General features: G+C 62.8%; 19 protein-coding genes and 1 tRNA gene. 5 read left to right on the top strand and 15 right to left on the bottom strand.

Annotation, left to right across the window (positions count from 1 at the left end; genetic code table 11):
* Positions 1-58: 58 nt before the first annotated feature.
* From AB6N07_RS01125 to AB6N07_RS01065, 13 genes are all read right to left on the bottom strand, one after another.
* Positions 59-2,047, bottom strand: a complete 1,989-nt coding sequence (locus tag AB6N07_RS01125; RefSeq protein WP_370676001.1) for a methyl-accepting chemotaxis protein — start codon at positions 2,045-2,047, stop codon at positions 59-61.
* Between the two features lie 688 nt (positions 2,048-2,735).
* A tRNA-Ser gene (locus AB6N07_RS01120) sits at positions 2,736-2,825 on the bottom strand.
* 222 nt (positions 2,826-3,047) lie between these two features.
* Positions 3,048-3,536, bottom strand: a complete 489-nt coding sequence (locus AB6N07_RS01115) for a hypothetical protein (protein WP_370676000.1) — start codon at positions 3,534-3,536, stop codon at positions 3,048-3,050.
* Between the two features lie 432 nt (positions 3,537-3,968).
* Entirely contained in the window at positions 3,969-4,124 is a 156-nt protein-coding gene (locus tag AB6N07_RS01110) for a hypothetical protein (RefSeq protein WP_370675999.1), read from the bottom strand.
* Positions 4,125-4,302: 178 nt separating this feature from the next.
* Positions 4,303-5,082, bottom strand: coding sequence for a succinate dehydrogenase iron-sulfur subunit (locus AB6N07_RS01105; protein ID WP_370675998.1), 780 nt, complete (start codon positions 5,080-5,082; stop codon positions 4,303-4,305).
* 27 nt (positions 5,083-5,109) lie between these two features.
* Positions 5,110-5,535 (bottom strand): DUF3052 family protein, encoded by a 426-nt coding sequence (locus tag AB6N07_RS01100; protein ID WP_370675997.1) that lies wholly within the window; start codon positions 5,533-5,535, stop codon positions 5,110-5,112.
* A gap of 16 nt (positions 5,536-5,551) precedes the next feature.
* Complete coding sequence (gene sdhA, locus AB6N07_RS01095) at positions 5,552-7,393, bottom strand: succinate dehydrogenase flavoprotein subunit (protein ID WP_370675996.1); 1,842 nt, start codon at positions 7,391-7,393, stop codon at positions 5,552-5,554.
* Between the two features lie 2 nt (positions 7,394-7,395).
* Positions 7,396-7,788, bottom strand: a complete 393-nt coding sequence (gene sdhD / locus AB6N07_RS01090; protein ID WP_370675995.1) for a succinate dehydrogenase, hydrophobic membrane anchor protein — start codon at positions 7,786-7,788, stop codon at positions 7,396-7,398.
* An 8-nt stretch (positions 7,789-7,796) separates the two neighbouring features.
* Positions 7,797-8,195 carry a succinate dehydrogenase, cytochrome b556 subunit gene (gene sdhC / locus AB6N07_RS01085; RefSeq protein WP_370675994.1) on the bottom strand — a complete coding sequence of 133 codons (399 nt, stop codon included), beginning with the start codon at positions 8,193-8,195 and terminating at the stop codon, positions 7,797-7,799.
* 220 nt (positions 8,196-8,415) lie between these two features.
* Positions 8,416-9,222 carry an alpha/beta hydrolase gene (locus tag AB6N07_RS01080; RefSeq protein ID WP_370675993.1) on the bottom strand — a complete coding sequence of 269 codons (807 nt, stop codon included), beginning with the start codon at positions 9,220-9,222 and terminating at the stop codon, positions 8,416-8,418.
* Positions 9,219-10,487, bottom strand: a complete 1,269-nt coding sequence (locus tag AB6N07_RS01075; protein ID WP_370675992.1) for a glucoamylase family protein — start codon at positions 10,485-10,487, stop codon at positions 9,219-9,221. The genes AB6N07_RS01080 and AB6N07_RS01075 overlap by 4 nt, the downstream gene beginning before the upstream one ends.
* Entirely contained in the window at positions 10,484-12,769 is a 2,286-nt protein-coding gene (bglX, locus tag AB6N07_RS01070) for a beta-glucosidase BglX (RefSeq protein WP_370675991.1), read from the bottom strand. The genes AB6N07_RS01075 and bglX overlap by 4 nt, the downstream gene beginning before the upstream one ends.
* A gap of 39 nt (positions 12,770-12,808) precedes the next feature.
* Complete coding sequence (locus tag AB6N07_RS01065) at positions 12,809-14,683, bottom strand: ABC transporter ATP-binding protein/permease (RefSeq protein WP_370675990.1); 1,875 nt, start codon at positions 14,681-14,683, stop codon at positions 12,809-12,811.
* 240 nt (positions 14,684-14,923) lie between these two features.
* On the opposite strand from AB6N07_RS01065, the gene AB6N07_RS01060 reads away from it, so the two are divergent.
* Positions 14,924-15,130, top strand: coding sequence for a DUF1737 domain-containing protein (locus AB6N07_RS01060; protein ID WP_370675989.1), 207 nt, complete (start codon positions 14,924-14,926; stop codon positions 15,128-15,130).
* 1 nt (position 15,131) lies between these two features.
* The gene (locus AB6N07_RS01055; RefSeq protein WP_370675988.1) at positions 15,132-15,590 is read left to right on the top strand and encodes a YbaK/EbsC family protein; all 459 of its coding nucleotides are present in this window, start codon (positions 15,132-15,134) and stop codon (positions 15,588-15,590) included.
* Between the two features lie 110 nt (positions 15,591-15,700).
* On the opposite strand, the gene AB6N07_RS01050 is transcribed toward AB6N07_RS01055, so the two are convergent.
* Positions 15,701-17,836: a TonB-dependent siderophore receptor gene (locus AB6N07_RS01050; protein WP_370675987.1), complete on the bottom strand. Its 2,136-nt coding sequence runs from the start codon at positions 17,834-17,836 to the stop codon at positions 15,701-15,703.
* An 89-nt stretch (positions 17,837-17,925) separates the two neighbouring features.
* The gene (locus AB6N07_RS01045) at positions 17,926-18,909 is read right to left on the bottom strand and encodes a helix-turn-helix domain-containing protein (RefSeq protein ID WP_370675986.1); all 984 of its coding nucleotides are present in this window, start codon (positions 18,907-18,909) and stop codon (positions 17,926-17,928) included.
* Between the two features lie 339 nt (positions 18,910-19,248).
* Between AB6N07_RS01045 and AB6N07_RS01040 the strand changes: the two genes are divergently transcribed.
* The 3 genes from AB6N07_RS01040 to AB6N07_RS01030 all read left to right on the top strand — a co-directional run bounded on the left by AB6N07_RS01040 (position 19,249) and on the right by AB6N07_RS01030 (position 23,201).
* Positions 19,249-19,677, top strand: coding sequence for a pseudoazurin (locus AB6N07_RS01040; RefSeq protein WP_370675985.1), 429 nt, complete (start codon positions 19,249-19,251; stop codon positions 19,675-19,677).
* 1 nt (position 19,678) lies between these two features.
* Positions 19,679-20,857 (top strand): NnrS family protein, encoded by a 1,179-nt coding sequence (locus AB6N07_RS01035; RefSeq protein WP_370675984.1) that lies wholly within the window; start codon positions 19,679-19,681, stop codon positions 20,855-20,857.
* Positions 20,858-20,954: 97 nt separating this feature from the next.
* The gene (locus tag AB6N07_RS01030) at positions 20,955-23,201 is read left to right on the top strand and encodes a 4Fe-4S binding protein (RefSeq protein ID WP_370675983.1); all 2,247 of its coding nucleotides are present in this window, start codon (positions 20,955-20,957) and stop codon (positions 23,199-23,201) included.
* Positions 23,202-23,205: the final 4 nt, after the last annotated feature.

Genomic DNA, 23,205 nt, shown 5'->3' with positions numbered 1-23,205 from the left:
TAGGAAAGACAAGGGATCGACCACAGGCCGATCCCTTGTTGTTTCACCGCATGCCCTGTCAGGCGGCCGCCAACTGTTCGGCGAAGGCTTTGACTTCGTGGTTCAGCTCTTCAGCGCGGTGGGCGAGATCATGCGCGAGATTGGTCAGCCGGCCGGCCGACGTGCCCGTCAGATCGACCGCCGCCGCGACCTCGCCGATATTCTCGGTGACGGCACCGGCGCCTGTGGCTGCGCGTTGGCAGTTGACGGCGATCTCGCGCGTGGCAGCCCCCTGCTCCTCGACAGCGGCGGAGATGGTCTGGGTGATTTCGCCCAGCGAACGGACGGTGCCGACGATGCGGGCGATCGCCTCGACAGAGGTCGAGGTCTGCGTCTGGATCTCGACGATCTTCTGCGAGATGTCGGACGTGGCCTTGGCGGTCTGGGAGGCGAGCTGCTTCACTTCCGAAGCCACCACGGCAAAGCCACGACCGGCCTCGCCGGCCCGTGCCGCCTCGATGGTCGCATTGAGTGCCAAGAGATTGGTCTGCTCGGCGATCGCTGAAATCAGGCTGACGACGTCGCCGATCTTCTCTGCGGCCGACGACAGCTCACCGATGCTCTGTTCGGACAGGGTTGCGTCATCCACGGCAGTCGCCGCCACGTCGGCCGATTTGCGAACCTGACCGGCGATCTCGCCGATCGACGCCGCCAGTTCCTCCGTAGCCGAAGCGACGGTGTTGACGTTGACCGAGGCTTCCTCGGCGGCGGTGTTGACCACGTCGGTGCGGTCGGCCGAATGTCGGGCATTGGCCGACAGGCCGTCGGCGGCGGTGTTCACTTCGCCCGACGAGGCGGTGAAAGCGCTGGCCAGCGCCGTCATCCGGTCCGTGAAGGATGCGACCAGCTGCATGCGACGACCAGCGGCGCGGACCGCCTCGGCGCCTTGATCTTCTCGGTCGAGCCGCATGCGTTCGGCTTCGGCGAGGCCATCGCGGAAAACCGCGAAGCTCTTCGCCATGGTACCGATCTCGTTCCCGAGGTTGGCATAGGGGATGTCGACGTCGAGCCGGCCGGTCTCGATATCGCCAAGCACGCCGGTAAGGCGTGTGAGCTGCCGGGAGATGGAGCGTGTGACGATATAGGCGAGCACGCCAGCGATCGTCAGGATCACGGCGATGATGGCAAGGTTGCTGTAGATGGCCCAACTGAGGCTGCCGAGACGATTGCCGAGCAGGGCGTCCACCTCGTCGGCCGTCTGATGCCAGAGCGCCAGAGTCTCGGTGCGCAAGGCGCTCTTGGCGTCGGTGACACCGGCGTTGAGATCCTGAGGGAACTTACCAGTCGCCAGTACCTTCACGGACGGCCTGAGCTTATCGGCGAACCCAGTGGCCGTCTTGGTGAGATTCGCCACCTTGGCCTTGAGGTCGGCGGCATTGCCGTCGGTGACATTGGCCAAGCCGATTTCGAAGTCATAGGTGAGGGCAGCGGCACTTCGGTCGATGTCGTGCAGGGCGCCGACGATGTCGACGCGCTGCTGCGGCGTGATGAAGCCCTTGGTGCGGTCGGCGAGATCGAAGAGATCGCCTAGATTGCTCGATGCCATCAACAGCGTCGGCATCTGCGACGTCGCTGCATCGATCAGATAATAGCTGGCTGCCTTTGGATCGAGCGTCAGTTCGGACGCGTTCCGCACCACGTTGAGCAGGTCCAGGCCCTTGACCTTGGCTTCGTTGCCACGACCAACTTCGGCGGCTGAGATGAAATCCTTCGAGAGCTTGTCTGTGCCGTGCAGCCCGTCATAGGCGGCCGTCCTCTCGGCGTAGACTTTGCGGTTATCGGCCACCGGCTGCGACATGGCGGCCCCTGGCGCCCGCTCTTCGACGAGCAGGGCTTCCCACAGGGCGAAGCCAAGCCGGTAATGCTCCATGCCCTTCATCTCGGAGGTCGTCTGCCGTGTCTGTTCCTGCGACTGTTGAAAGAAAATCGTTCCGAAAGTGAGGACCGGAATGATCATGACGCCACAGATCAGGGCAATACGGGAAATGATGCGTAGACGATCGAACATGAGGCCTCCAGCCATGGCTTCCGGGGCGCGGACTCCTCCGCCCATCACCAGCGCAAGAACGATACGACAGCACAACCGGCGCTGCCGAACCGTCCGTTATGGCAAGTAGTCAAGCTGAACTATAATCCCTGTCGTTTAGTTAAGCGTGCTTCAGCGCTCTTTTTGTTTTTTACGATTTCGTTCAATACATTTTTTTGACAGAAAAGAATGTCTATTGGCGGAAATGCCGTCCGCAATTATCCAGATTTACTACAGGCGCCGCAGAGTGATGGTTCGTCGGGCGCTGATGCTCCCGCATCGGGAAGCAACGGTCAGCTGCCCATGCTAACCGAGAGCTTTGACAGGCAGTTCGGCTTTATAGCGTGATGCCCGGAGGTCTGCTCAGGCCCTGCCGACGCTCTGGATGATCACATCCAGGAATGCCCTGAGCCTGAGCAGGCGGCGCTGATCCCGATGATAGCCGAACCAAGTCTCTCGGCTTGACGGGCATGTCGGCGGATCGAGCCGTTTCAGACCATTTAGGCTGTTGCCGAGTGCTCGCGGCAACACCATGGCGGTGGCGGAAGAAGAAATCGGAGGAGGGGTTGAATTCAGCCGCGCAGTCGGCCCGTCGGAGTATCCGACGAATCACAAACCATGCATGTCCATTGCCTGGGGTGGCGTCGTTGCTAGGGCGGTTTGCGGTTTATGGCGGAGAAGGAGGGATTCGAACCCTCGATAGGGTTGCCCCTATACACGCGTTCCAGGCGTGCGCCTTAAACCACTCGGCCACCTCTCCACACGGCCGGCGCCCCGGCTCGTGGCCGCGCAATATAGCGATGTTCGTTGGGAGCGCAAGAGGGTGATACGGCTCAGAGAAAAAGTCTGTCAAATAACATCCGGATCGCGTGCCAACTTTTTGTTTTTATGACGTTACTCGCGCCAGAAAAATCTCAACAACGCCGCCGACAATGGTTGTCGGCGGGTGTGGCACAGCACGGATGTCCGTACAGCCGCGCTTTTAGGCCCAAAGTTTGGAAGCCGGCGGATGCTCGCCATCAATGGCCTGACGCACACTGTCGATACGCCGCATCAACTCTCCGGAGATGCGAGTCTCCAGCGCGTTGAGGACGATCTCGGTGACGGCGCGGCGGTCTGCCTTGCGCTCGACCAGCGCCGGATCTCGCAACGGCCAGCGCAGCGTCGCATATTCGGCTAGACGGGCGCAGTCGGGCTCGGTCCAGGTGACGGTGGCGAGGTCAACGACGATGTGCGGCCTCAGCCCCCCCGGTAAGGCGAATATGGTCCAGGACTTCGGCTCCAGACCATCGGTGGCAATGACGCGCTGGCTGAGTGCCTGCGCGGCTTCCGGCAGCAGGGCGGAGGCTGGTCGGTTGCCTGCGCTGAAGGCGCGGATGCGCGTGTCGCCGCGTTGGTTGAGCAACGCCTCGGCCATTAAGCTGGTCGCGCTGTTGGTTTCGCAAAGAAACAGCACATCGACGGTCTGCATCGTGAACAAGCCCCTGACGCTCGGAGGTGTCGCCAAAACCATTGTCCTGCCTCTCTTCGTCATGCTCTGGCGCCGCCGCTCATTCGAGTGGTGGTGCCGCGAGCACTCCTCTGCGCCTCGCCGATGGAGTCTCCATGACGTTTCCTAGACAGGCTGATGACGCGCCTCTCGGAAAACGCAAATGCATAAAGCGCGCCATCAAGCCCCACTTTTCGGATAAGCCACCTAGACAAAAGTCTAAGCTATTAATCTTTAAAGCGGAATCGACACAACACTAACCAACGGATGGCGAGGTATAGTCTCTGGAGGGTATCTTCAAGCCCGCCGAAGGGCGAAGCGAGTCTATTGCTTCGCCAGATTAGGCGGCGCCATCGACCGCCTGCTGCTGCTACCGTTGATGGCTTTCTGGGCATCGTGCAGCCACAAATGCGATCAGGAGACCGGCGCTTCCGAAGCGGCGACCATAGTTCCGACCGTGGTGGTCGCGGCTGCGCTTTCCACAACGGCGTGCTCGGCAAGGGCAGCGAGAGCCTCGGCGAAAACGGCGGCGAACACGAGGCTGACGAGTAATTTCTGGACGAACATCATCTTAGCTTCCAGGGGCACCGGACAACCCGGCAATGATGGCATTAGACCCTGGGAAGCGGCCGGCATTGCGGAGGAAAGGCGACGGAAGCGGGTCGCGGACAAGGTGTTGTCGCGGCAACGACAAAAGGCGGCACCGTGCAAGCCGGGCCGCCTTTGGGTTGAAAAGATGAAGAAAAGGTCAGATTTGCCGCTCGACCAGCATCTTTTTGATCTCGGCGATGGCCTTCGCCGGATTGAGACCTTTCGGGCAGGTCTGGGTGCAGTTCATGATGGTGTGGCAGCGATAAAGGCGGAACGGATCCTCGAGATTGTCGAGCCGTTCGCCGGTTGCCTCGTCGCGGCTGTCGATCAGCCAGCGATAGGCCTGCAACAGGATGGCGGGGCCGAGATAGCGGTCGCCGTTCCACCAATAGCTCGGGCAGGAGGTGGAACAGCAAGCGCAGAGGATGCACTCGTAGAGGCCATCGAGCTTCTGCCGGTCGTCGTGGCCTTGCAGCCATTCGGTCTCCGGCGTCGGCGACGACGTGTGCAGCCACGGCTCGATCGATTTGTGCTGTGCATAGAAATGGGTGAGGTCGGGTACGAGGTCCTTCACCACGTTCATGTGCGGCAGCGGGTAGACCTTGATGGGACCGGAGATCTCGTCCATGCCCTTGGTGCAGGCAAGGGTGTTCATGCCGTCGATATTCATGGCGCAGGAGCCGCAGATGCCTTCGCGGCAGGAGCGGCGCAGCGCTAGCGTCGGATCGACCTTGTTCTTGATCCACAAGAGCGCGTCGAGCACCATCGGCCCGCAGTCGTCGAGATCGACGAAGAAGGTGTCGAGCCTCGGGTTGCGTCCGTCCTCCGGGTCCCAGCGATAGATGCGGAACTCGCGAACATGCGTCGCACCTTCCGGCTTCGGCCAGACCTTGCCAGCCTTGATCTTCGAGTTCTTCGGCAGCGTGAGCTGAACCATGTCGCCTCTTCCTTCGCCGCAGTCGCTTCAGCGCAGCTCGCGCCGAACCATCAGTTTCAATCCCGACCAGACCTCATCGATAGCACAGACCTTGACGTCGACAAGGCCGATCGGCAGTGCCAGTTCGCGCACGACGTCCTCGGTAACGTCGGTCACCACCTTCGATGCCTTCTTCGGCCATGACACCCAGATCATGCCGTCCGGCGTGATCGAGTTCATGAGGTCCTGCAGCCCGTCTTCGAGCGATGACCGCCGCGCCGTGAACAGGTGGATCACGTCCAGCGGCCGCGCCGGGCCGAATCCGTCGACGCCCGACTCCAGCGCCACCTCCGCAAACCCCGCCGCCGACGTCAGCCACCCGAGGTCCGAGGGCAGCCCGATGAAGGCGACGCGCTGGCCGTCCCTCAGTCCCAGTTTCCGCGATAGCGGCGTTCCGGAATAGCCTGCCGGCATCGCCACCTCCCGTTTCTCAGTACACCCGCGCCTTCGGCTTGATGTATTCGATCTCGGAGGTCATCGTGTAGGCATGCACCGGCCGGTAATCGAGGCCGACGGTCCGCGCGCTGGTATCGATCGAGGCCAGCGTGTGCTTCATCCATTCGCCGTCGTCGCGGTTGGGATAGTCCTCGCGGGCATGCGCCCCACGGCTTTCCTTGCGGTTGAACGCGCCTTCCATGGTGACGACGGCCTGCACGATTAGGTTCTCGTATTCGAGAGCCTCGGTGAGGTCGGTGTTCCAGATCAGTGAGCGGTCGGTGGTCTTGAGATTGTCACCGGCTGCCCAGCAGCTGTGGATCAGCTTGACGCCCTCTTCCAGCACCTCGCCGGTGCGGAACACAGCGCAGTTCGACTGCATCGTCTTCTGCATGGACAGCCTGAGCTCGGCAGTCGGTGTCGAGCCGGAAGCATGGCGCACGCGGTCTAGCCGCTCGAGGGAGTTGAGGCCGGCATCCTTCGGCAGGTCGGCAATGCGGCCGCCCTTGTCGATGGTCTCGGCACAGCGGTGGCCGACGGCGCGGCCGAACACCACGAGGTCGATCAGCGAATTGGAGCCGAGGCGATTGGCGCCATGCACCGACACGCAGGCCGCCTCGCCGACGGCCATCAGGCCTGGCACGGTCCGGTCGGGATCGCCATCGATCTTGGCCAGCACCTCGCCATGATAATTGGTTGGTATGCCGCCCATGTTGTAGTGGACGGTCGGCAGAACCGGGATCGGCTCGCGCGTCACATCAACCCCGGCGAAAATCTTGGCGCTCTCCGAGATGCCCGGCAGGCGCTCGGCCAGGATCGCCGGGTCGAGATGGTCAAGATGCAGGTAGATGTGGTCCTTGAGCCTGCCGACGCCGCGTCCCTCGCGGATTTCCATGGTCATGGAGCGGGAGACGACGTCGCGACTGGCAAGATCCTTGGCCGACGGCGCATAGCGCTCCATGAAGCGCTCGCCCTCGGAGTTGGTGAGATAGCCGCCTTCGCCACGCGAGCCCTCGGTGATCAGGCAGCCGGCACCATAGATGCCGGTCGGGTGGAACTGCACGAATTCCATGTCCTGCAGCGCCAAGCCGGCGCGGAGCACCATGGCGTTGCCGTCGCCGGTGCAGGTGTGGGCCGAGGTGCAGGAGAAATAGGCGCGGCCATAGCCGCCGGTCGCCAGTACCGTCTTGTGGGCGCGGAAACGGTGGATCGTGCCGGTTTCCATGTCGAGGGCGACCACGCCGCGACAGGCGCCGTTCTCCATGATCAGATCGATGGCAAAATATTCGATGAAGAACTCGGCCGAATGCCGTAGCGCCTGACCGTACATGGTGTGCAGCATGGCATGGCCGGTACGATCGGCGGCGGCGCAGGTGCGCTGGGCGATGCCCTCGCCGAAGTTGGTGGTCATGCCGCCGAACGGACGCTGGTAGATCTTGCCTTCCTCGGTGCGGGAGAAGGGCACGCCCCAGTGCTCCAGCTCGTAGACGGCGGCCGGCGCGTTGCGCACCAGATATTCAATGGCGTCCTGATCACCCAGCCAGTCGGACCCCTTGACGGTGTCGTACATGTGCCAGCGCCAGTCGTCCGGCCCCATGTTGCCGAGCGAGGCGGCAACGCCACCCTGGGCCGCCACGGTATGCGAGCGGGTGGGGAACACCTTGGTGATGCAGGCGGTCGTCAGGCCGGCTTCCGAGGCGCCAACGACGGCCCTGAGGCCGGCACCGCCAGCGCCCACCACCACAACGTCGAAGGTGTGGTCGATGAACTGATAGGCATGGCCGCCGACATTGAAGGCGGTCTGTTTACCGCCGGTGGTCTCTGAGGCAACGGCCATGGTCAGGCTCCGAAGGTAATCTTGATGAGCGCCACGGCCGATGCGATGCCGACCAGCGCCGAGAAGAAGGAATTGGCCATCAGCGCCAGCATCCGGAGCAGCGGCTGATTGACGTAGTCCTCAATGATGACCTGCATGCCGATCTTCATGTGCCAGACGCTGACACCCAGGAAGGCGAGCATCAGCACGGCGACGAAGGGATTGCCGAGCGTGGCGATCACCGCTCCATAGTCGTCGCCCTGCAGCTTGATCAGCAGCACGACGTAGACCAGCGACAGAAGCAGCGCGGCGACGCCGGTCACCCGCTGTTGCCAAAAATGTCCGGTGCCGGATTTGCCGGAACCGAAGCCGCGGGCGTGCTTCAGCGATGTCTGGAAGCGAAAGGACTTGCTCATGGCGGACCTCAGGCAAAGACGAAGGCGGCAATGGCGACGACACCCGTCAGCACCACGCCGGCCACCAGATTGAACAGGGCCATGCGATCGGCGGTCTTCTTGTCGAAGCCGTAGCCGAGGTCCCAGATGAAATGGCGGACGCCACCGATGGCGTGATGGATCAGAGACCAGACGAGACCGAGGAGGATCAAGCGACCGATCCAGCTCTGGTAGACGCCGTCGACACGGGCGAACCATTCCGGGCCGCTCGCCGCCGCTATCAGCCAGACGGCAACGAACACCGTTCCGACGTAGAGGAAGCCGCCGGTCATGCGGTGAACGATCGACATCGCCATGGTCAGGATGAAGCGGAAGACCTGGAGATGCGGCGAGAGCGGGCGGGAAGCCGCCAGGCGGGCGTCGGCCATCGAATGATGTTCCCTCATGAGGTGGGAGACGAACGCTCCCTTGGCGCGATCTGTTGACGTTGACGTTAACGTCAACATGCAGCAAAAGCCTGAGTCGTAAGTACCTTCTCGGAGGTGGGTCGTCAAAGACAAAACACTCAATGGGTGATGCGAAACGATAAAGTGTAGGGGAAAATACGACTATATGCTTAGCATGTGAGGCGGTTGATCTGAAGCTTCGTCAAGCCTCAGAAGGGATTACGCGTGCAATGCAGGGGGGGCGAGCGGCCGCATCGAGCCGGTCGATGGCGTCGAGGAGTTCGACCTGATAATCGCCCCCCTCAAGGCAATGCGAGGCCTCCGGCAACAGCCAATACAACGGTGGCGACGGTAGCCGCGTCACCAATTCGGCGACATTTTCGGGCGGCGCCACGATGTCCTTGCCGCCGGCGAATACAGCCACCGGCATCGTCAACCGATCGCTCACCGCGAAGATGTCATGGCGAGGCCATTCGTCGAGGGCGCGCGGCACGTCACGCTGGAGATTGGCAATGCCGTCCGGATGGTATTTTGCGCGCGCTTCGATTTGGCGGACGCCAGAAGTGAAGGGAGAAACCAGCAGTAGGTGAGCGATCTGGCCGGCATAGTCGCTGGCGGCGAGCCGGGCAACGGCATAAGCGCCCATGGAATGGCCACAGAGGGCAAGGTGGGCACCGCTCCAGCCCAGGGAGGCAGCATTGGCAATGGCCCACTCGACGGTACGGCGCACATCCCGCACATGATTTTCCAAAAGGAAATCCGCTTCGTTGCCGGCGCTGTCATTCCAAGCCGAGGCGCAGCAATCAGGGGATACGACGACATAATCTCGAGCGCGATAGGCGTCGATCAGCTTTTGCATGTGCGGGGCCCGCGCCGCGCCGTTGCGCCCGTGAGCGGTGATCGCAAGGCGAGGAGAGGGCGCGTTGGTCCGCCACAGCTCGACGCTCATGCGGGCGTCGTCGGCGTCCGGATCGGCCGACACGCCGAGCGGCACGATTTCGGGTATCATGCGACGGCGGCCTTGGTGAGATGCGGACTCGACAAGCCGAGCTTTGTCAGACCATCCAAAACGTCTTGGGCCGACATGAACAGCGTCCAGAGGAGCGACGACCGGTGGTTCTCGATCATCACGACGATCGGTCCCTGGTCGATGGCAAGATGGCTTGATGCCACCCAGTTCCGTCCCGGCGAAAAGGCGTCGGCAAATCCGCGCGGCCCGAACAGCCGCCCGTCCAAAGTCGTCAGGAAGCCACGAAGCGCCTCCATTGCCTCCTTGGGCACGTAAGGCATCGAAGCGAGGGCCGCCGTCGGGGTGATGACGCCGGTGTCATTGGTCGGTGAGTGGGCATTGTAACCGTCGAAGGTGTCCGATGCCGTCAATCCCCAACAGTCCGCGCCGTAGCCATCGAAGTTGCCGCGATTGGTGAGGCAGTGGGCGCGGTTGACCAGCGCATGTGCCGTATTCTGGGCAAAATAGTCGGCATAGGAGTCGGACAGGCCGCGCGGATCGAGCCCCATGAAGGAATAGTGGGCAAAGAACAGCGGTCCGCCGTAGTCGGGCCCAAGTGGCAGCGTCACGCCGCCGTAGTTGCGACCGTTCAGGAAATCACGACCCTTGGCCCATGACTGATGGTAGGTCGAGACCGGCACTGCATGCGTTGGCGAGGCGGCGGCTAGCACATGGGTGATCAGGCATTCGTTCCAGCCAGTGATGGCATGGTTCATGGCAAAGCCGTGGGTTGGGCTCCAGTGCCACAACAGGGCGCCGTCGGCCCTGAGATGATGGCTCCACTCGACTTCGCGCCACAGCCGATCGATGCGGGCGGCGAGGTCCGGCCGTGTCGGGATGAGCCACTGGCGTACGGTCAGCAGGCCGGCCATCAGGAAGGAGGTCTCGACGAGATCGCCGCCATCGTCCTTTTCGCCAAACGGAATGACCTTGCCGGTCTCTCCGTTCATGAAATGCGGGAAGACGCCGTGGAAGTGATCCGCCGTTTCCAGAAAATTGGTAATTTTGACGATGCGCTCGACGACCTCGTCGCGGGGAAGAAAGCCGCGCTCGACGCCGGCAATCAACGCCATCACGCCGAAGCCTGTGCCGCCGGTGGTCACCGTGTTGTCGGGGGAGTAGCCGAAGGCGTCGTTATCTCGTTCGCGCGCCATGCCGCTCACTGGATGGCCGTAGTCCCAGAAATAGCTCAGCGTCGCCTGCTGTACGAGGTCCATCAGCGCGTCGTCACTCATCGCCGCGACGGCGGCGGGCGAGAAAGTCATGACCGTTTCCCTTCAGACTGAGGGTCGTTCCAGATTACGCGCACCGCCTGGGTATCGCGGGAGTTTGGACCAACATGGATATCGAAGGCGCCGCTCTCCGAGAGACGGCGTGTGTCGGTGATCGTCTCCGCCACCGAGAAATCCAGATCGGTGGCGGTGACGATGAAGCTGACCGTCTCGGTGGCGCGGGCACCAAGCGCCACTTTTCGGAAGCCCTTGAGCTCCTTCACCGGCCGGCTGACGCTCGCCACGGGGTCGCCGATATAGAGCTGCGCGGTCTCGTTCGTGGGGCGATCGCCGAGGTTGGTGACAGTGAGCGTCACTTCGAGCCGATCGTCGCCGGTCAGTTTTGTCTTGTCAGCGCGTGGCGGGCCGTAGGCCACCTTGCCATAGCCGAGACCGAAGCCGAACGGATAGAGACCGTTGTTCTGCGTCACGTCGTCGGGCAGGTCGACGTAGCCGGAGGTAAATTTCTGGAAGCGGCCGGGCGTCGGCCGGCCGGTTGGCCGGTGGGCGTAGGTCACCGGCACCTGGCCGACACTATAGGGGAACGTCGCCGGCAGGCGACCGGATGGCTCGGCCTTGCCGAACAACACATCTGCGAGACCATGGCCGATCTCGGTGCCGCCGAACCAGGCGATCAGCAACGCATCGGCGAGCAGCGATTCCTCGGCAAGCGCCAGCGGGCGGCCGGTCATGATAACGACGATGAGCGGCTTGCCCGTCGCCTTCAGGGCGCGAAGCAGCTTCTTCTGGGATTCGGGGATGGAAAGGTCGGTACGCGATGAGGATTCGCCGGAATACTCGCGCGCTTCGCCCACCACGGCCACCGTGATGTCGGCAGCGGTAGCGACAGCGACTGCCTCGGCAATCATCGCCTCTGGCGACCGCACGTCGATGACGACGGAGAGATCCTTCCAGTCGTGGACATTGAGGCGTGTGGCAAGCCATGGCTCGTCGACGATATTGGCGCCCTTGGCGGTGATGATGCCCAATGCGTTGCCCGCCGCTTCACGCAGCCCATCGGCGATGGGAACGACGGTGGATGGCGAGCCGGCTACCGCCCAGGTGCCGTTCATGTTGACGCGGTCCTCCACGAAGGGACCGATGAGAGCTATGGTTCCGATCTTGCCGCTGTCGGGCGCCGGCAAGGGCAGAAGGCCACCGTCATTTTTGAGGACAACCGTCGCGGCCGCCACTGCCTGCCGGGCAAGCTGCCGATTGGCGGCGGTCAGGATGGGCTGCGCTGCGCGGCCCCAGTCGAGCCGATGGTAGGGATCGTCGAACAGGCCAAGCTTCAGCTTGGCTTCCAGTACGCGGCGGCAGGCGGCCGTTATCTCGGCCTCGCCGACAAGGCCGGCTTTGACACTCTCCTCGAGCGTTTCGAGATAGGTCTCCGACACCATGTCCAGGTCGACGCCGGCCGTCAGACCGAGGCGGGCGGCCTCGGCTCGGTCGGACGCGACACCATGGGAGATGAGTTCGAGGATGCCAGTGTAGTCGGCAACGACAAGACCGTCATAGCCGAGCTTTTCTCGGAACAACTCGGTGATGACGGCGCGATTGGCGTGCATCGGCACACCATTCAGCGTGTTGAAGGACGCCATGATTGAGCCGGCGCCAGCCCGAATGCCGGCGACGAAGGGCGGCAACACCACGTCGTGCAGCGTGGCGGGCGACAGATCGACCGCGTCATAGTCGCGGCCGCCCATGCCGCCACCATAGCCGCAGAAGTGCTTGAGGCAGGCCATCACCGCGTCGGGGTTGGAAAGATCTCCGCCCTGATAGCCCTCGACCATCGCCTCGGCAAAGCGGCTGGCGAGGAGTGGATCCTCACCGGGGCTCTCGGCGATCCGCCCCCAGCGGGGATCGCGGCAGACGTCGACCATGGGCGAGTAGACCTGGTCGATGCCAATCGATGCCGCCTCCTGGGCGGCAACGCGGGCGGTGGCGCGGACGAGGTCCATATCCCAACTGGCGGCGAGCGCTAGCGGCAGCGGGAAGATAGTCTTCTGGCCGTGGATGACGTCCTCGGCGAACATCAACGGGATCTTCAGGCGCGTTTCCTGGGCGAGGTCCTGGAAGACGCGCACCGCCTCAGCTGATTTCACACCGAAGATACCGCCGATGCGGCCCGTCCTGATCTTCTCGGCAACGTCGGTATTGACGACGGTGCCAGTCAGCGTCTCGCCGCCAGGGGTGACGAGATTGAGCTGGCCGATCTTCTCCGAAAGGGTCATCCGGCCGAGTAGCCCGTCGATGAAATCCTTGTCCTTCTTCATGTCCGGATGTCCGCGTTTGGTTCCCCCGCTTCTTCGGGGTCAGGGAAGATGGCGCATCACCGACAGCATGGAGCGGAGGCCGCCGCGCATGTCGCGGGGTGGTGGTGGTGCCGGTATGACCACCGGTTCGAGGCCGGCGCGTCCGTTTTCGATGTTGAGGATGGAATGATAAAACGGACGGCCGAGGCTGTCGGCAGGTGGTGTCTGCTCGTGCATCACCGAAAGCACGGTTGCCTTCGGGCAATACTGGCGGATGAGGCGATGGAACTCGGTGCGCGCCTCGGGGTCGAGCGCAGCGGTCGCTTCGTCGAGGAACAGCACGTCCGGTGTATGCAGCAGGATGCGGGCAAGCACCACCTTCTGTTTCTGGCCGCCGGACAGCACGTCGTCCCAGCGCCGGCCGCGATAATAGGGATTGCCCATCGACGGAATGAAGTCGCTGAGGCCGACCGCGCTCATGATGGCTGCCACCTCGAGGTCGCGGTGCTCATGCTCATCCTCGGGCATGGCGATCAGTTGCTTGAGACTGGCCTGCGGCAGGCGGGTATCCTGGCAGGCATAGAGCGCCTTCATCCCCTCGGGCATAGTCACCCGGCCGCGCCCATAAGGCCAAAGGCCATTCAGCGCCTTGATGAGGCAGGACTTTCCTGAGCCAGACGGGCCGCGCACGAACACCCATTGCCCCGGCTTGATCGACAGACGGGCGACACGCAGGAAGGGTTGCGCTTCCTTGCCGGCAAACATCAGTTCGAGGCCTTGGACGGAGAGGCCTCGCTCCGGCGGCTGCTGATCGTAGCGGAACTCCGAGACGCCGCTCTCGCGATAGAAGGCTTGCGCGTCCTGCACCCGTTCGATGGCGTCGGCAAGCTCGACCACCCGATTGACGTTGGCGCGAAGGTTGGCGATGTCCGGCATCACCTGGATGACCCAGGAGCAGTCGCTGATCAGCTCACTGACCAGCTCCGAACCGGTAATGTAGGTGCGGAAGGTCATGCCGCCCTGCATATAGGCGGGCATGTTCGGCAAATAGGCCACGACCTTCTGGGTGATGTAGGTATAGGCGCCGTTGAATGCGAGGAAGATGGCCGAAATCTTGTTCTGAACGCCCCAGGTACGATCAATCGATTGATATTGCCGGCGATGGATGGACGCCTGCACGTTCTCGCCCTGGGCGGCGGCGATCGGCAGCACGCGGCGCACCAGCATCGACAGCTCGGCGCGGTAGCTGCCCTCGTAGCGCAGCATGGCCATGTTGAGCGTCTCGATGGCGCGACCGATCCTGAGGGCGATCGCCGTCGATATCGGCACATAGGTGACGGCGAGGGCGAACACCAAAACGGCGCTGGCATAAGATCCCAGGAAATCAAGGCCGTGAATGGCGACCGAGGTCGAGAGCAGCATTTCACCGACGAAATAGACCGACGTCACCACCGAGATGAGACCCATGGCCATGCCGAGCGCATTGCCGGTCATCGCTTTGATCGACTCCTGGATGCGCTGGTCGATATTGTCGGGGATGTTCGATCCCTCGTCGGCGGAGCCCATCACCAGAAGATGATAATAGGGCCGACGGTCGGACAGCAGCGCCGCATTGAAACGACCGTCGAGCCACTGGCGCCATCTGCGGTGCAGCGTGCTCGAGAAATAGTGCCGGAAACCGAGAAACACCGCGAATTTCAGAAGGGCGAGCCCAACCAGAACGCTGGCCGCCGTCAGTACGTCGGTGATGGCCGAGACACCGAGGTCGTGAAAGGATGCGATGGTGGCGATGAAAGTGCCGGAAGCCTGCGCCAGCCAGACGCCGCTTTTGCTGGCCGCCGCCGACAGAAGCGCCACCGCGATCGTCAGCGCCCAGGCCTCGCGCCACCTGTCCGAGACCCAATAGGCCTTGAGCAGCCCCCAGAAGCTACGCATGGAGGAAACAGGGGTAGCCAGCGCATTCACTCCCGCGTCGGCCGCCGAGGCGGACCGGACAATCCGATAATCAAAGCCTGCCCCTCAAACTTTAACGCTCCTTTAAGCCTGTCGGCCAGCGCGATCACCAAAAGGAATGAGCGGCATAGCGTACTCCGGCGGCGGCGCCTTGCCTTGACAAGCTTATGACGGGCGGACCTATTTCCTGCAATCCAACCCGTTCCGTGAGGATAATATCTGATGAAGCTCTACCGTTTCTTGACCGGTCCCGACGACGCGGCCTTCTGCCATCGCGTCACCCAGGCACTCAACAAGGGTTGGCAGCTCGCCGGCTCGCCGGCGCTCACCTTCGATCCCGTACAGGGACGTGTGATTTGTGGCCAGCCGGTGGTCAAGGAAGTCGAGGGTGTCGACTACACGCCGGATATCAAGCTGGGCGAGTGGTGAGATGAGCCTCGAAAGCGTCAAGGCCTTCTTCGCCGAGAAGGCGCCCGATATCGCAGTGATCGAGACGGAAGCGTCATCGGCCACCGTTGCCGACGCCGCTGCCGCCCATGGTGTCGATCCGGCGGAAATCGCCAAGACCATCTGCCTCAGGGTCGGCGAGCAGGCCATGCTGCTGGTGGCCGGTGGTACCAGCCGGCTCGACAACCGCAAGGCCCGGGAAGCTTTCGGTGGCAAGGCGCGCATGCTCGGTCTCGATGAGGTAGTCGAGCTGACGGGCCATCCGATTGGTGGTGTCTGTCCCTTCGGCTTGAAATCGCCGTTGCCGATCTACTGCGATCTGTCGCTGCGCCGCTTTCCCGAAGTTCTGCCGGCGGCTGGCGCCACCAACGCGGCGGTGCGCATCGGCACCGAGCGCTTGGCCGAACTCGTCGGCGCCACCTGGGTCGACGTCTGTCAATAGGCGGCGCCCCTTGTCCGGCCGGGGTAAGTCAGGTCCCGTTACGCGCGCCGTCAGCGATCTCGGCAGGCCGAGATTCGCGGATGGCTATTGGAGGTCTTTCGGATATCCGATCACCAGCTGAAGTGGCCGGTCAGCTTGACCACCCGTCCTTCGCCATAGCCACAGGAATAGGCGGTCTGGCAGGACGCGACATACTCGGTGTCGAAGATATTGTTGGCGTTGAGATCGACGCCCCAGTTGCCGCGGTTGTAGCCGATCCTGGCATCGGCCAGCAGCACGTCGGGCACTTTCAGCGTATTCTCATTGTCGGCCCACGATGAGCCGACGTAACGCAGGCCACCGCCCACCGTGAAGCCCTCGAACGCGCCGGTGGAGAAGGCATAGTCCAGCCAGACCGATGCCATCGTCTCAGGGATGACGTAGGGCGTATTGCCGATGAGCGCGGCGTCGGCATCCTCGGTGATGTCGACGTCCATGACGGCGGCCGAGGCGGTGAGCTTCCAGTTTTCGGTCAGGTTGACCTTGGCCTCCAGCTCGACACCCTTCGAGTTGACTTCGCCGATTTGCGACTGGGCGTACCAAGGGCCGGTCAGCACATTCTGCTTGGTCAGGTCGAAGAGGGAGAGGGTGAAGAGACCGTCGACCCAATCGGGCCTGTACTTGAGGCCGGCCTCGTATTGGTAGCCGGTCTCCGGCAGGAACACGCCGCTGCCGTTGGCGCCGAGCACTGGGTTGAAGAAAGTGGAAAGGCTGGCATAGGGCGTCAGGCCGTTGTCGAATTCGTAGGCAAGGCCGGCACGACCGCTCCATTCTCCTTCGTCTCCCGAATAGGCGGGGGTCCCGACGGCATCGGTCCAGACATGGTCATAGCGGCCATTCAGCGTGGCAAGCCAGCCGCCGCCAAAGGCGATCTGGTCCTGAGCGTAGAAGCCCAACTGATGCTGGCGTAGCGTCTGGTCGATGTAAGCGACCGGCGTGGACTGGGCCGATCCGTAGATCGGATTGGTTGCCGAGATGTCGGTGCCGCTGGATGACGCTTGCATCTGGTCGAGGTCATACAGGCGGTAGTCGATGCCGAGGAGCAACTTGTGCTCGAGCGGGCCGGTGTCCACCGTGCCTTCGACGCGATTATCCGTGTTGATGGCGAAGGTCTTGCTGTGGTGGGCAAAGTTGATGCGGGCGAGCGTGTCGGTGCCGGCCGCCGGAGAGGCGGAATAGCCGCTGTAACCGTAAGGATAGAGCATGGACTCCTCGACGTCGCTGTAGGCGACCCGCATCGCCTGCGTCGCCTTCCAGCCGTCACCGAAATTGTGCTTCAGCTCGTAGCCAAGCGCTCCCTGCTCACGGTCATAATCATCAACGTCGGGCTCGGTGAAGTTGGCGTCCCGGTCGATCGTGCCGAACGGTGCCGCCACCACCGTGCCGACATAGGGCAGAAAGGCGTTGCCGTTGTGCACGCCGTCAAGGTGGGTGTAGTTGGCAAGGACCGTCAGTTGCGTCGTATCGCTGAGGTCGACCTTGAGCGATGGCGACACCGTGCCACGGAAATTTTCCTCGAAATCGGTATAGCCGTTGCCACCGGCGATACGACCGCTGACGCGGGCCGCGACCGTATCGTTGAGCTTGTCGCCGATATCGAAGCCGAGCGAGGCATAACCATTATTGTCGATGCTGGTCTCGATCTTGCGGATGCGCTCGCCGGTCGGCTGCTTGGAGACCATGTTGACCAGGCCGCCGGGATTGCTGCCACCGTAGAGAACGGAGGAGGCTCCGCGCAGCGTCTCGATGCGTTCCAGGTCGTGGCTGTCGACCAGGAAACCACCGAAGGCGTAGCTGTAGTTCTGCAGCCCGTCGAGGTAGATGCCGCTTTGAGTTGCCTGGAAGCCACGGATGTACAGCCAGTCTGTATCACTGTCCGCTCCGAACGGCTGGGTGAAGACGCCAGGGGTGTAGCGCAGTGCCTCGTCGACCTTGTCGGCAGCGCGGGCATCGATCTCCTCGCGCCCCATGACCGACACCGACTGCGGGATTTTTTCGATCGGCAGGTCGGTCTTGGCTCCGGCCGTGGTGGCCTTGGCAACATAGCCTTTCACCGGTGCGGTGCCGGCTCCACCTTCGCCTTGGACGACGATCTCATCCAGTTCGACCGTCGTTGTCGTCGATTGGCCATGGGCCGCGCCGACAAGCGGCAAGGTGGCGAGCGTCAGCGCCAAGGCGCGGGTAAAGGCGTTGCGGTCGGACGGCATCGATCGGTTCTCCGGTGACGTCGACCGCGGCGCGTGCATAGCCGGTCCGGCATAAGGCGCCACGGTCGTTCCTGAGCCGACTCGATAGGTCAAGTCGTGATCTGCCGATTGAACGAAGCCGGGGTGCTTGGAATGAAAGCGGGATGAAGTTCGGTTCTTTCCACCGAGGTCGCCTGCGCGAGGGAATGCTGGATGCGTTGCTCGCGCCGCCAGAGAGCCGGTGTCTGGCCGGTCAGCCGGCGGAACACGCGCGTGAAATGCGCTTGGTCGGAAAAGCCGGTGTCGATGGCAATCGCCGACAGGCTGGCCTCTTCCCGCACCAATATGTCCTTCGCCGCTTCGACGCGGCAATAGAGCAGGAATTGATGCGGCGTCTTGCCGACCGCCATCCGGAACGCGACCCCAAAATGATCCGGCGACAGTCCCACCAGCGCCGCCAGCTCGGCCAGCGATACGTTGCGAGCGACGTTGGCTCGCATATGGTCGATCACGCGGTTCATCTGCCAGCGCGACAGGCCGGTGTCAGGCTGCGGCCCGGCGACCTGACGCAGGTCGAGGAGATCGGCCAGCATCGCCAGCACGAGGCTTTCCCCGTAGAGATCGTCGCGCCGGCTCTCGGCGCAGTCGCTGGCAATCAGCGAAGCGAGAGCGGAAAGGCTTGGCGCCGAAAAGCCGATCCGGGGGGAAAGGAACTGGCAGGGGTGAATGCGACCTCCGGACTGCGCGGCCAGCGCCCCGATGTCGAAATGCAGATCGAGGTGTCTGAGTTCGTCGAGCCGGTCGATGAAACCCTCGATCGGGTAGCCGGCCGGCACGAAGCAGAAACGCCGCTCATCGTCGAGCCGGTGTTGCCTTCCTACGGCGTCTCGAATGTCGATGCCGCCGTCGCCAATCTCGCCGAGCAGCACGAACAGGCGTGGTGCTTGCGATACATAGGTGCCTGAGGCTCCGGCCTCGCATCTGACGTCCCAGAGGTCGGCGACGCAGCCGCTCCAGGCGCGCCATCGCAGATCGTTGCGTATGGTAATGCCGGAAATGCTGCTGACCATCTGTGGCCGAAAGTCGGTCGCCATCGCCTCTTTCCCATCCGATTATCGCCTATCAATCGGAGGCTAAAAAAGTTGAATAAATAAATCAAGTTTATAAGCTTGATTACCTATGTATGCGAATGTTTCTGGCATTGAGAGGCGTTTGCAATAGACAGGACCCCGCAAGGTTGTCTTTGAGGCAGATCAATCGGTGCACTGCACTCGGTGGCTTAAGATTGCATCGTCGAGCAAGCGACACCGACTACCCCCAGACATGCCCTGTCCGGAAATCGGAAACTCGGAACAGAAGTTTGCGTTTTCGCAACGTCCGAGACGCGGCGCTCTTTATATTGAACCTCAGAATCCACATAACGAGGCTGAAACATGAAAACGATCCTCCTCGCCGCTGCTGCCCTCGCGGTTGCCATCCTTCCCGCCACTGCCGCCGATTATCAGGTCAAGATGCTCAACAAGGGCGCCAAGGGCATGATGGTCTTCGAGCCGGATCTCGTGAAGGTCCAGCCGGGCGATACCGTCACCTTCGTTGCGACCGACCCCGGTCATGACGCCATGAGCGTGCCCGGCATGTTGCCGGATGGTGTCCAGCCCTTCGAAGGCAAGATCGGCAAAGACCTCACGGTGACCTTCACCCAACCGGGTGTCTATGGCGTCAAGTGCAAGCCGCACTACGTCATGGGAATGGTGGCTGCCGTGGTGGTCGGCGACCCTGCCGTCAACCTCGAGGCAGCCAAGGCGGCGAAGAATCCCGGCAAGGCCGGCAAGGTGTTCGCCGAACTTCTTGGCGGCCTCTGATATGGCAGATACCGCGCGGTGGGGGCGCCTGTTTTCAGGCGCCTTCCGGCCGTTCTTCCTGCTGGCCGCGTTATGGATGGCAGGCTCGATACTCGTCTGGGTGCCCCTCTACATGGGACACGCCGCGCTGCCTACCGCCTTTGCTCCGCGCGATTGGCATATTCACGCCATGCTGTTCGGCGGCATACCGGCGATCATCGCCGGCTTCACGCTGACCGCCGTATCCAGTTGGACCGGCCGACCCACCATGACCGGCCGGCCGCTGGCGCTTCTGGTCCTGATCTGGGTCGCCGGCCGGATTGCCGTTTCCGTCTCGGCACTGATCGGGCCCTTCGCGGCAGCCCTCATTGATCTTGCTTTCCCCCTCGCGCTCGCAGCGGTGCTCGGCCGTGAAGTGATCCTGGCCGGCAACTGGCGCAATCTGCGCGTCGTCGGTCTCGTCCTCCTTCTGGCCCTCGCCGATGCCGGGTTCCACGCCGAGGCGATGGGACGCGGCCTTGCCGACCTGTCCGTCAGAGCGGCGCTGTCGGCGGTGCTGATGCTCATTCTGCTGATGGGAGGGCGTATCATACCCGCCTTTACCCGTAACTGGCTGAAGATGCGTGGCGAAAGCCGACTACCGGCACCCTTCGATCGTTTCGATGCCTCAGCAATGGTCGTCTCTGGACTCGCCTTCGTTGCATGGACCGTGGCGCCCGCCTGGGTCGGCACGGTTGTCCTTCTTGGGCTCGCCGGCTTGGCAACGGCCGCTCGCCTCACGCGCTGGCGCGGCCTGGCTACCCGAAGCGAACCACTCCTTCTCGTCCTGCATGTTGCCATCGCAACGATCGCTATCGGCTTCATCGTCGAAGCGCTGTCCATCCTTTGGCCAGAAATCGTCGACCCGACGGCGGCGCTGCATCTCTGGACGGCCGGCAGCGTCGGACTCACCGTGCTCGGCGTCATGACGCGGGTGAGCCGTGGCCACACCGGCCGGCCGCTCGCCGCCGGACGGCTCGAGATTGCCATCTACGCCTTGGTGTCGGCCGGGGCTCTTCTGCGCATGGCGGCACCCTACTCAGGCGACGCCTATTTCCACGTCCTCGCCTGCGCCGGCGTTCTGTGGGCGGCGGCCTTCCTCACCTTCGCCGTGGGCTATGCCGGCATCCTTACCGGACCGCGCGCCAACGGACGGGACTGACCTAAGTCAAGCCGAGTTTGTGCCAACGCAACGTCCGCCTCTGCATCTCGTGAAAACATGAAAACATAATTCATGTTGAACGGATCCGGAGGGGCGGATGAAACCGGCAGGAAAAACGGCAAACGGCCTTATCAGGGTGATGGCAGCATTTTGCCTGGCAATCGCCTTGGTTCTCGCCGCGACGCCGTCCAAGGCGGCCAGCCTCACCGATTTTCTCGGCAAAGTCGCTCCTTCGGATCTGGTGCCTGGAGCCGACGCCTACGGCGCCATTCGCTCCGATATGCCCGCTGCGCCGGCCCTCAAGGCGGGCACTCGCGTCGGTTGGGTGTTCCTCAACACTGATTTCGTGCCGACGACCGGCTATTCCGGCAAGCCGATCAACGTTGTGATTGGTGTTGACGACAAGGCGGTGATCACCGGTGCTCGCCTCGTCAAGCACTCCGAACCCATCGTGCTGGTCGGTATTCCCGAAGCTAAGATCAGGGCGGTGATCGAGAAATACACCGGACTCGATCTCAAGCGGGAAGCAGCCGGCTCCGCCCACGATCTCGACATCGTTTCCGGCGCCACCGTCACCATCATGGTGATCGACGATTCGATCCGCCGGTCCGGCATCAAGGCCGCGCGCGCCCTGGGGCTTGAAGGCTTTTCCGCCGGATCCGGTCCGGTCGCCGACCTGAAGGTGGTGGATCGCAGCAAGGATGCGGTGGCGGACTGGACGAAACTCACCGGCGATGGTTCGGTACGGCGGTTCAGCCTGTCGGTGGCTGAGATCAACGCCGCTTTTGGCAAGCTAGCCGACCCGCGTGCCGCCGACCATCGCGAGGCGGGCGCCGACACCGATCCCTACATCGACATTTACGTCGGCTTGGTCAGCCAGCCGTCGATCGGCCGCACTCTGCTTGGCGACGCCGCCTATGCCAATCTGAAGAGCCGGCTCGGCGAGGGCGACGAGGCAATCTTCGTGGCCAGCACTGGCCGCTGGTCCTTCAAAGGCTCGGGCTACGTGCGCGGCGGCATTTTCGATCGCATCACCTTGCTGCAGGGCGAGAGCACGATTCGTTTCCGCGACAAGGATCACTTGCGCGTTGTCCGAATGGCGCCTGCTGATGCGCCGACCTTCAGCGAGATGGACCTCTTCGTCATCCCCAAGGCATCGGTTTTCGACGCGGCCGCGCCTTGGCGACTACAGCTGCTGGTGTCTCGAGCCGTCGGCGCCATCGACAAACTGTTCCTGACCTACGACGTCGATTATACGCTGCCGCCGCCCTATCTCGCCGCTGCTCCACGGTCGGCGCTCGCTGTGGTTGCGCCCACATCGATGCCAGCCCAGGATGCCTCTGCCGACGACGCGGCCCCGGCTCGTGACCGCCTGTGGCTTCGCATTTGGCAGTCCAAACGCACCGAGGTCGCCATTCTCGTCACCGCGCTGGCGGTGTTGTCCGGCATCTTCTTCTTCCAGACCTTTGCGACGAAGAACGAGCGGGTGTTCCGGATCATCCGTCTTTCTTACTTGGCCTTCACGCTGGTGTTCATCGGCTGGTACGCCAACGCGCAGCTTTCGGTGGTGAACCTGCTCGCCGTGCTGTCGGCTCTGGTCAGCGATTTCCGTTGGGAAACCTTCCTGATGGATCCGTTAATCTTCATCCTATGGTTTTCGGTGGCGGTGGCGCTGCTGTTCTGGGCGCGCGGTGCCTACTGCGGCTGGCTGTGTCCGTTCGGCGCGCTGCAGGAGTGGTCGAACCAGATCGCCCGCTGGCTTCGCGTGCCACAGATCCGCCTGCCTTGGGGACTGCACGAACGCCTCTGGCCGATCAAGTACATGATCTTCCTGGGGCTCCTCGGCATGTCCTTCTACTCGCTCGACATGGCCGAACATTACGCGGAGATCGAGCCGTTCAAGACGGCGATCATCCTGAAATTCGATCGTCCTTGGCCTTACATACTGATCGCGCTCGCCGCGCTGACGCCGGGCCTGTTCATCGAGCGCTTCTACTGCCGCTATGTCTGTCCGCTCGGTGGTGGCCTTGCCATCCCCGCCCGGCTGCACATGTTCCGCTGGCTGAAGCGCTACCGCGAATGCGGCAATCCCTGCCAGACCTGCGCCCACGAATGTCCGGTGCAGGCGATCCACCCGTCGGGTGAGATCAATCCCAACGAATGCGTCTCCTGCCTGCATTGCCAGGTGCTCTACCAGAGCACGGCTCGCTGTCCGGTCGTGATCAGCAAGCTGCGCAAGCGGGAGCGTTTCGAACGCCAGAACGGTCTCGTCCAGACGGGGGCAGCGGCATCCGCGGGCATGAATGCCTTGCGGAGCGACGTGGATGGTTCAGCGCAAGCCTGAAAAA

This window comes from Pleomorphomonas sp. PLEO, assembly GCF_041320595.1.
GTDB lineage: Bacteria > Pseudomonadota > Alphaproteobacteria > Rhizobiales > Pleomorphomonadaceae > Pleomorphomonas.
The sequence above is the reverse complement of the archived record's forward strand: the minus strand, read 5'-3'. Positions and strand labels throughout refer to the sequence as shown.

What these genes read in the sequence shown, in the direction of transcription:
- AB6N07_RS01125 (WP_370676001.1), bottom strand. Translation starts at nt 2,047, where the DNA reads ATGTTCGATCGTCTACGCATCATTTCCCGTATTGCCCTGATCTGTGGC.
- AB6N07_RS01115 (WP_370676000.1), bottom strand. Translation starts at nt 3,536, where the DNA reads ATGCAGACCGTCGATGTGCTGTTTCTTTGCGAAACCAACAGCGCGACC.
- AB6N07_RS01110 (WP_370675999.1), bottom strand. Translation starts at nt 4,124, where the DNA reads ATGATGTTCGTCCAGAAATTACTCGTCAGCCTCGTGTTCGCCGCCGTT.
- AB6N07_RS01105 (WP_370675998.1), bottom strand. Translation starts at nt 5,082, where the DNA reads ATGGTTCAGCTCACGCTGCCGAAGAACTCGAAGATCAAGGCTGGCAAG.
- AB6N07_RS01100 (WP_370675997.1), bottom strand. Translation starts at nt 5,535, where the DNA reads ATGCCGGCAGGCTATTCCGGAACGCCGCTATCGCGGAAACTGGGACTG.
- sdhA (WP_370675996.1), bottom strand. Translation starts at nt 7,393, where the DNA reads ATGGCCGTTGCCTCAGAGACCACCGGCGGTAAACAGACCGCCTTCAAT.
- sdhD (WP_370675995.1), bottom strand. Translation starts at nt 7,788, where the DNA reads ATGAGCAAGTCCTTTCGCTTCCAGACATCGCTGAAGCACGCCCGCGGC.
- sdhC (WP_370675994.1), bottom strand. Translation starts at nt 8,195, where the DNA reads ATGGCCGACGCCCGCCTGGCGGCTTCCCGCCCGCTCTCGCCGCATCTC.
- AB6N07_RS01080 (WP_370675993.1), bottom strand. Translation starts at nt 9,222, where the DNA reads ATGATACCCGAAATCGTGCCGCTCGGCGTGTCGGCCGATCCGGACGCC.
- AB6N07_RS01075 (WP_370675992.1), bottom strand. Translation starts at nt 10,487, where the DNA reads ATGACTTTCTCGCCCGCCGCCGTCGCGGCGATGAGTGACGACGCGCTG.
- bglX (WP_370675991.1), bottom strand. Translation starts at nt 12,769, where the DNA reads ATGAAGAAGGACAAGGATTTCATCGACGGGCTACTCGGCCGGATGACC.
- AB6N07_RS01065 (WP_370675990.1), bottom strand. Translation starts at nt 14,683, where the DNA reads ATGCGTAGCTTCTGGGGGCTGCTCAAGGCCTATTGGGTCTCGGACAGG.
- AB6N07_RS01060 (WP_370675989.1), top strand. Translation starts at nt 14,924, where the DNA reads ATGAAGCTCTACCGTTTCTTGACCGGTCCCGACGACGCGGCCTTCTGC.
- AB6N07_RS01055 (WP_370675988.1), top strand. Translation starts at nt 15,132, where the DNA reads ATGAGCCTCGAAAGCGTCAAGGCCTTCTTCGCCGAGAAGGCGCCCGAT.
- AB6N07_RS01050 (WP_370675987.1), bottom strand. Translation starts at nt 17,836, where the DNA reads ATGCCGTCCGACCGCAACGCCTTTACCCGCGCCTTGGCGCTGACGCTC.
- AB6N07_RS01045 (WP_370675986.1), bottom strand. Translation starts at nt 18,909, where the DNA reads ATGGCGACCGACTTTCGGCCACAGATGGTCAGCAGCATTTCCGGCATT.
- AB6N07_RS01040 (WP_370675985.1), top strand. Translation starts at nt 19,249, where the DNA reads ATGAAAACGATCCTCCTCGCCGCTGCTGCCCTCGCGGTTGCCATCCTT.
- AB6N07_RS01035 (WP_370675984.1), top strand. Translation starts at nt 19,679, where the DNA reads ATGGCAGATACCGCGCGGTGGGGGCGCCTGTTTTCAGGCGCCTTCCGG.
- AB6N07_RS01030 (WP_370675983.1), top strand. Translation starts at nt 20,955, where the DNA reads ATGAAACCGGCAGGAAAAACGGCAAACGGCCTTATCAGGGTGATGGCA.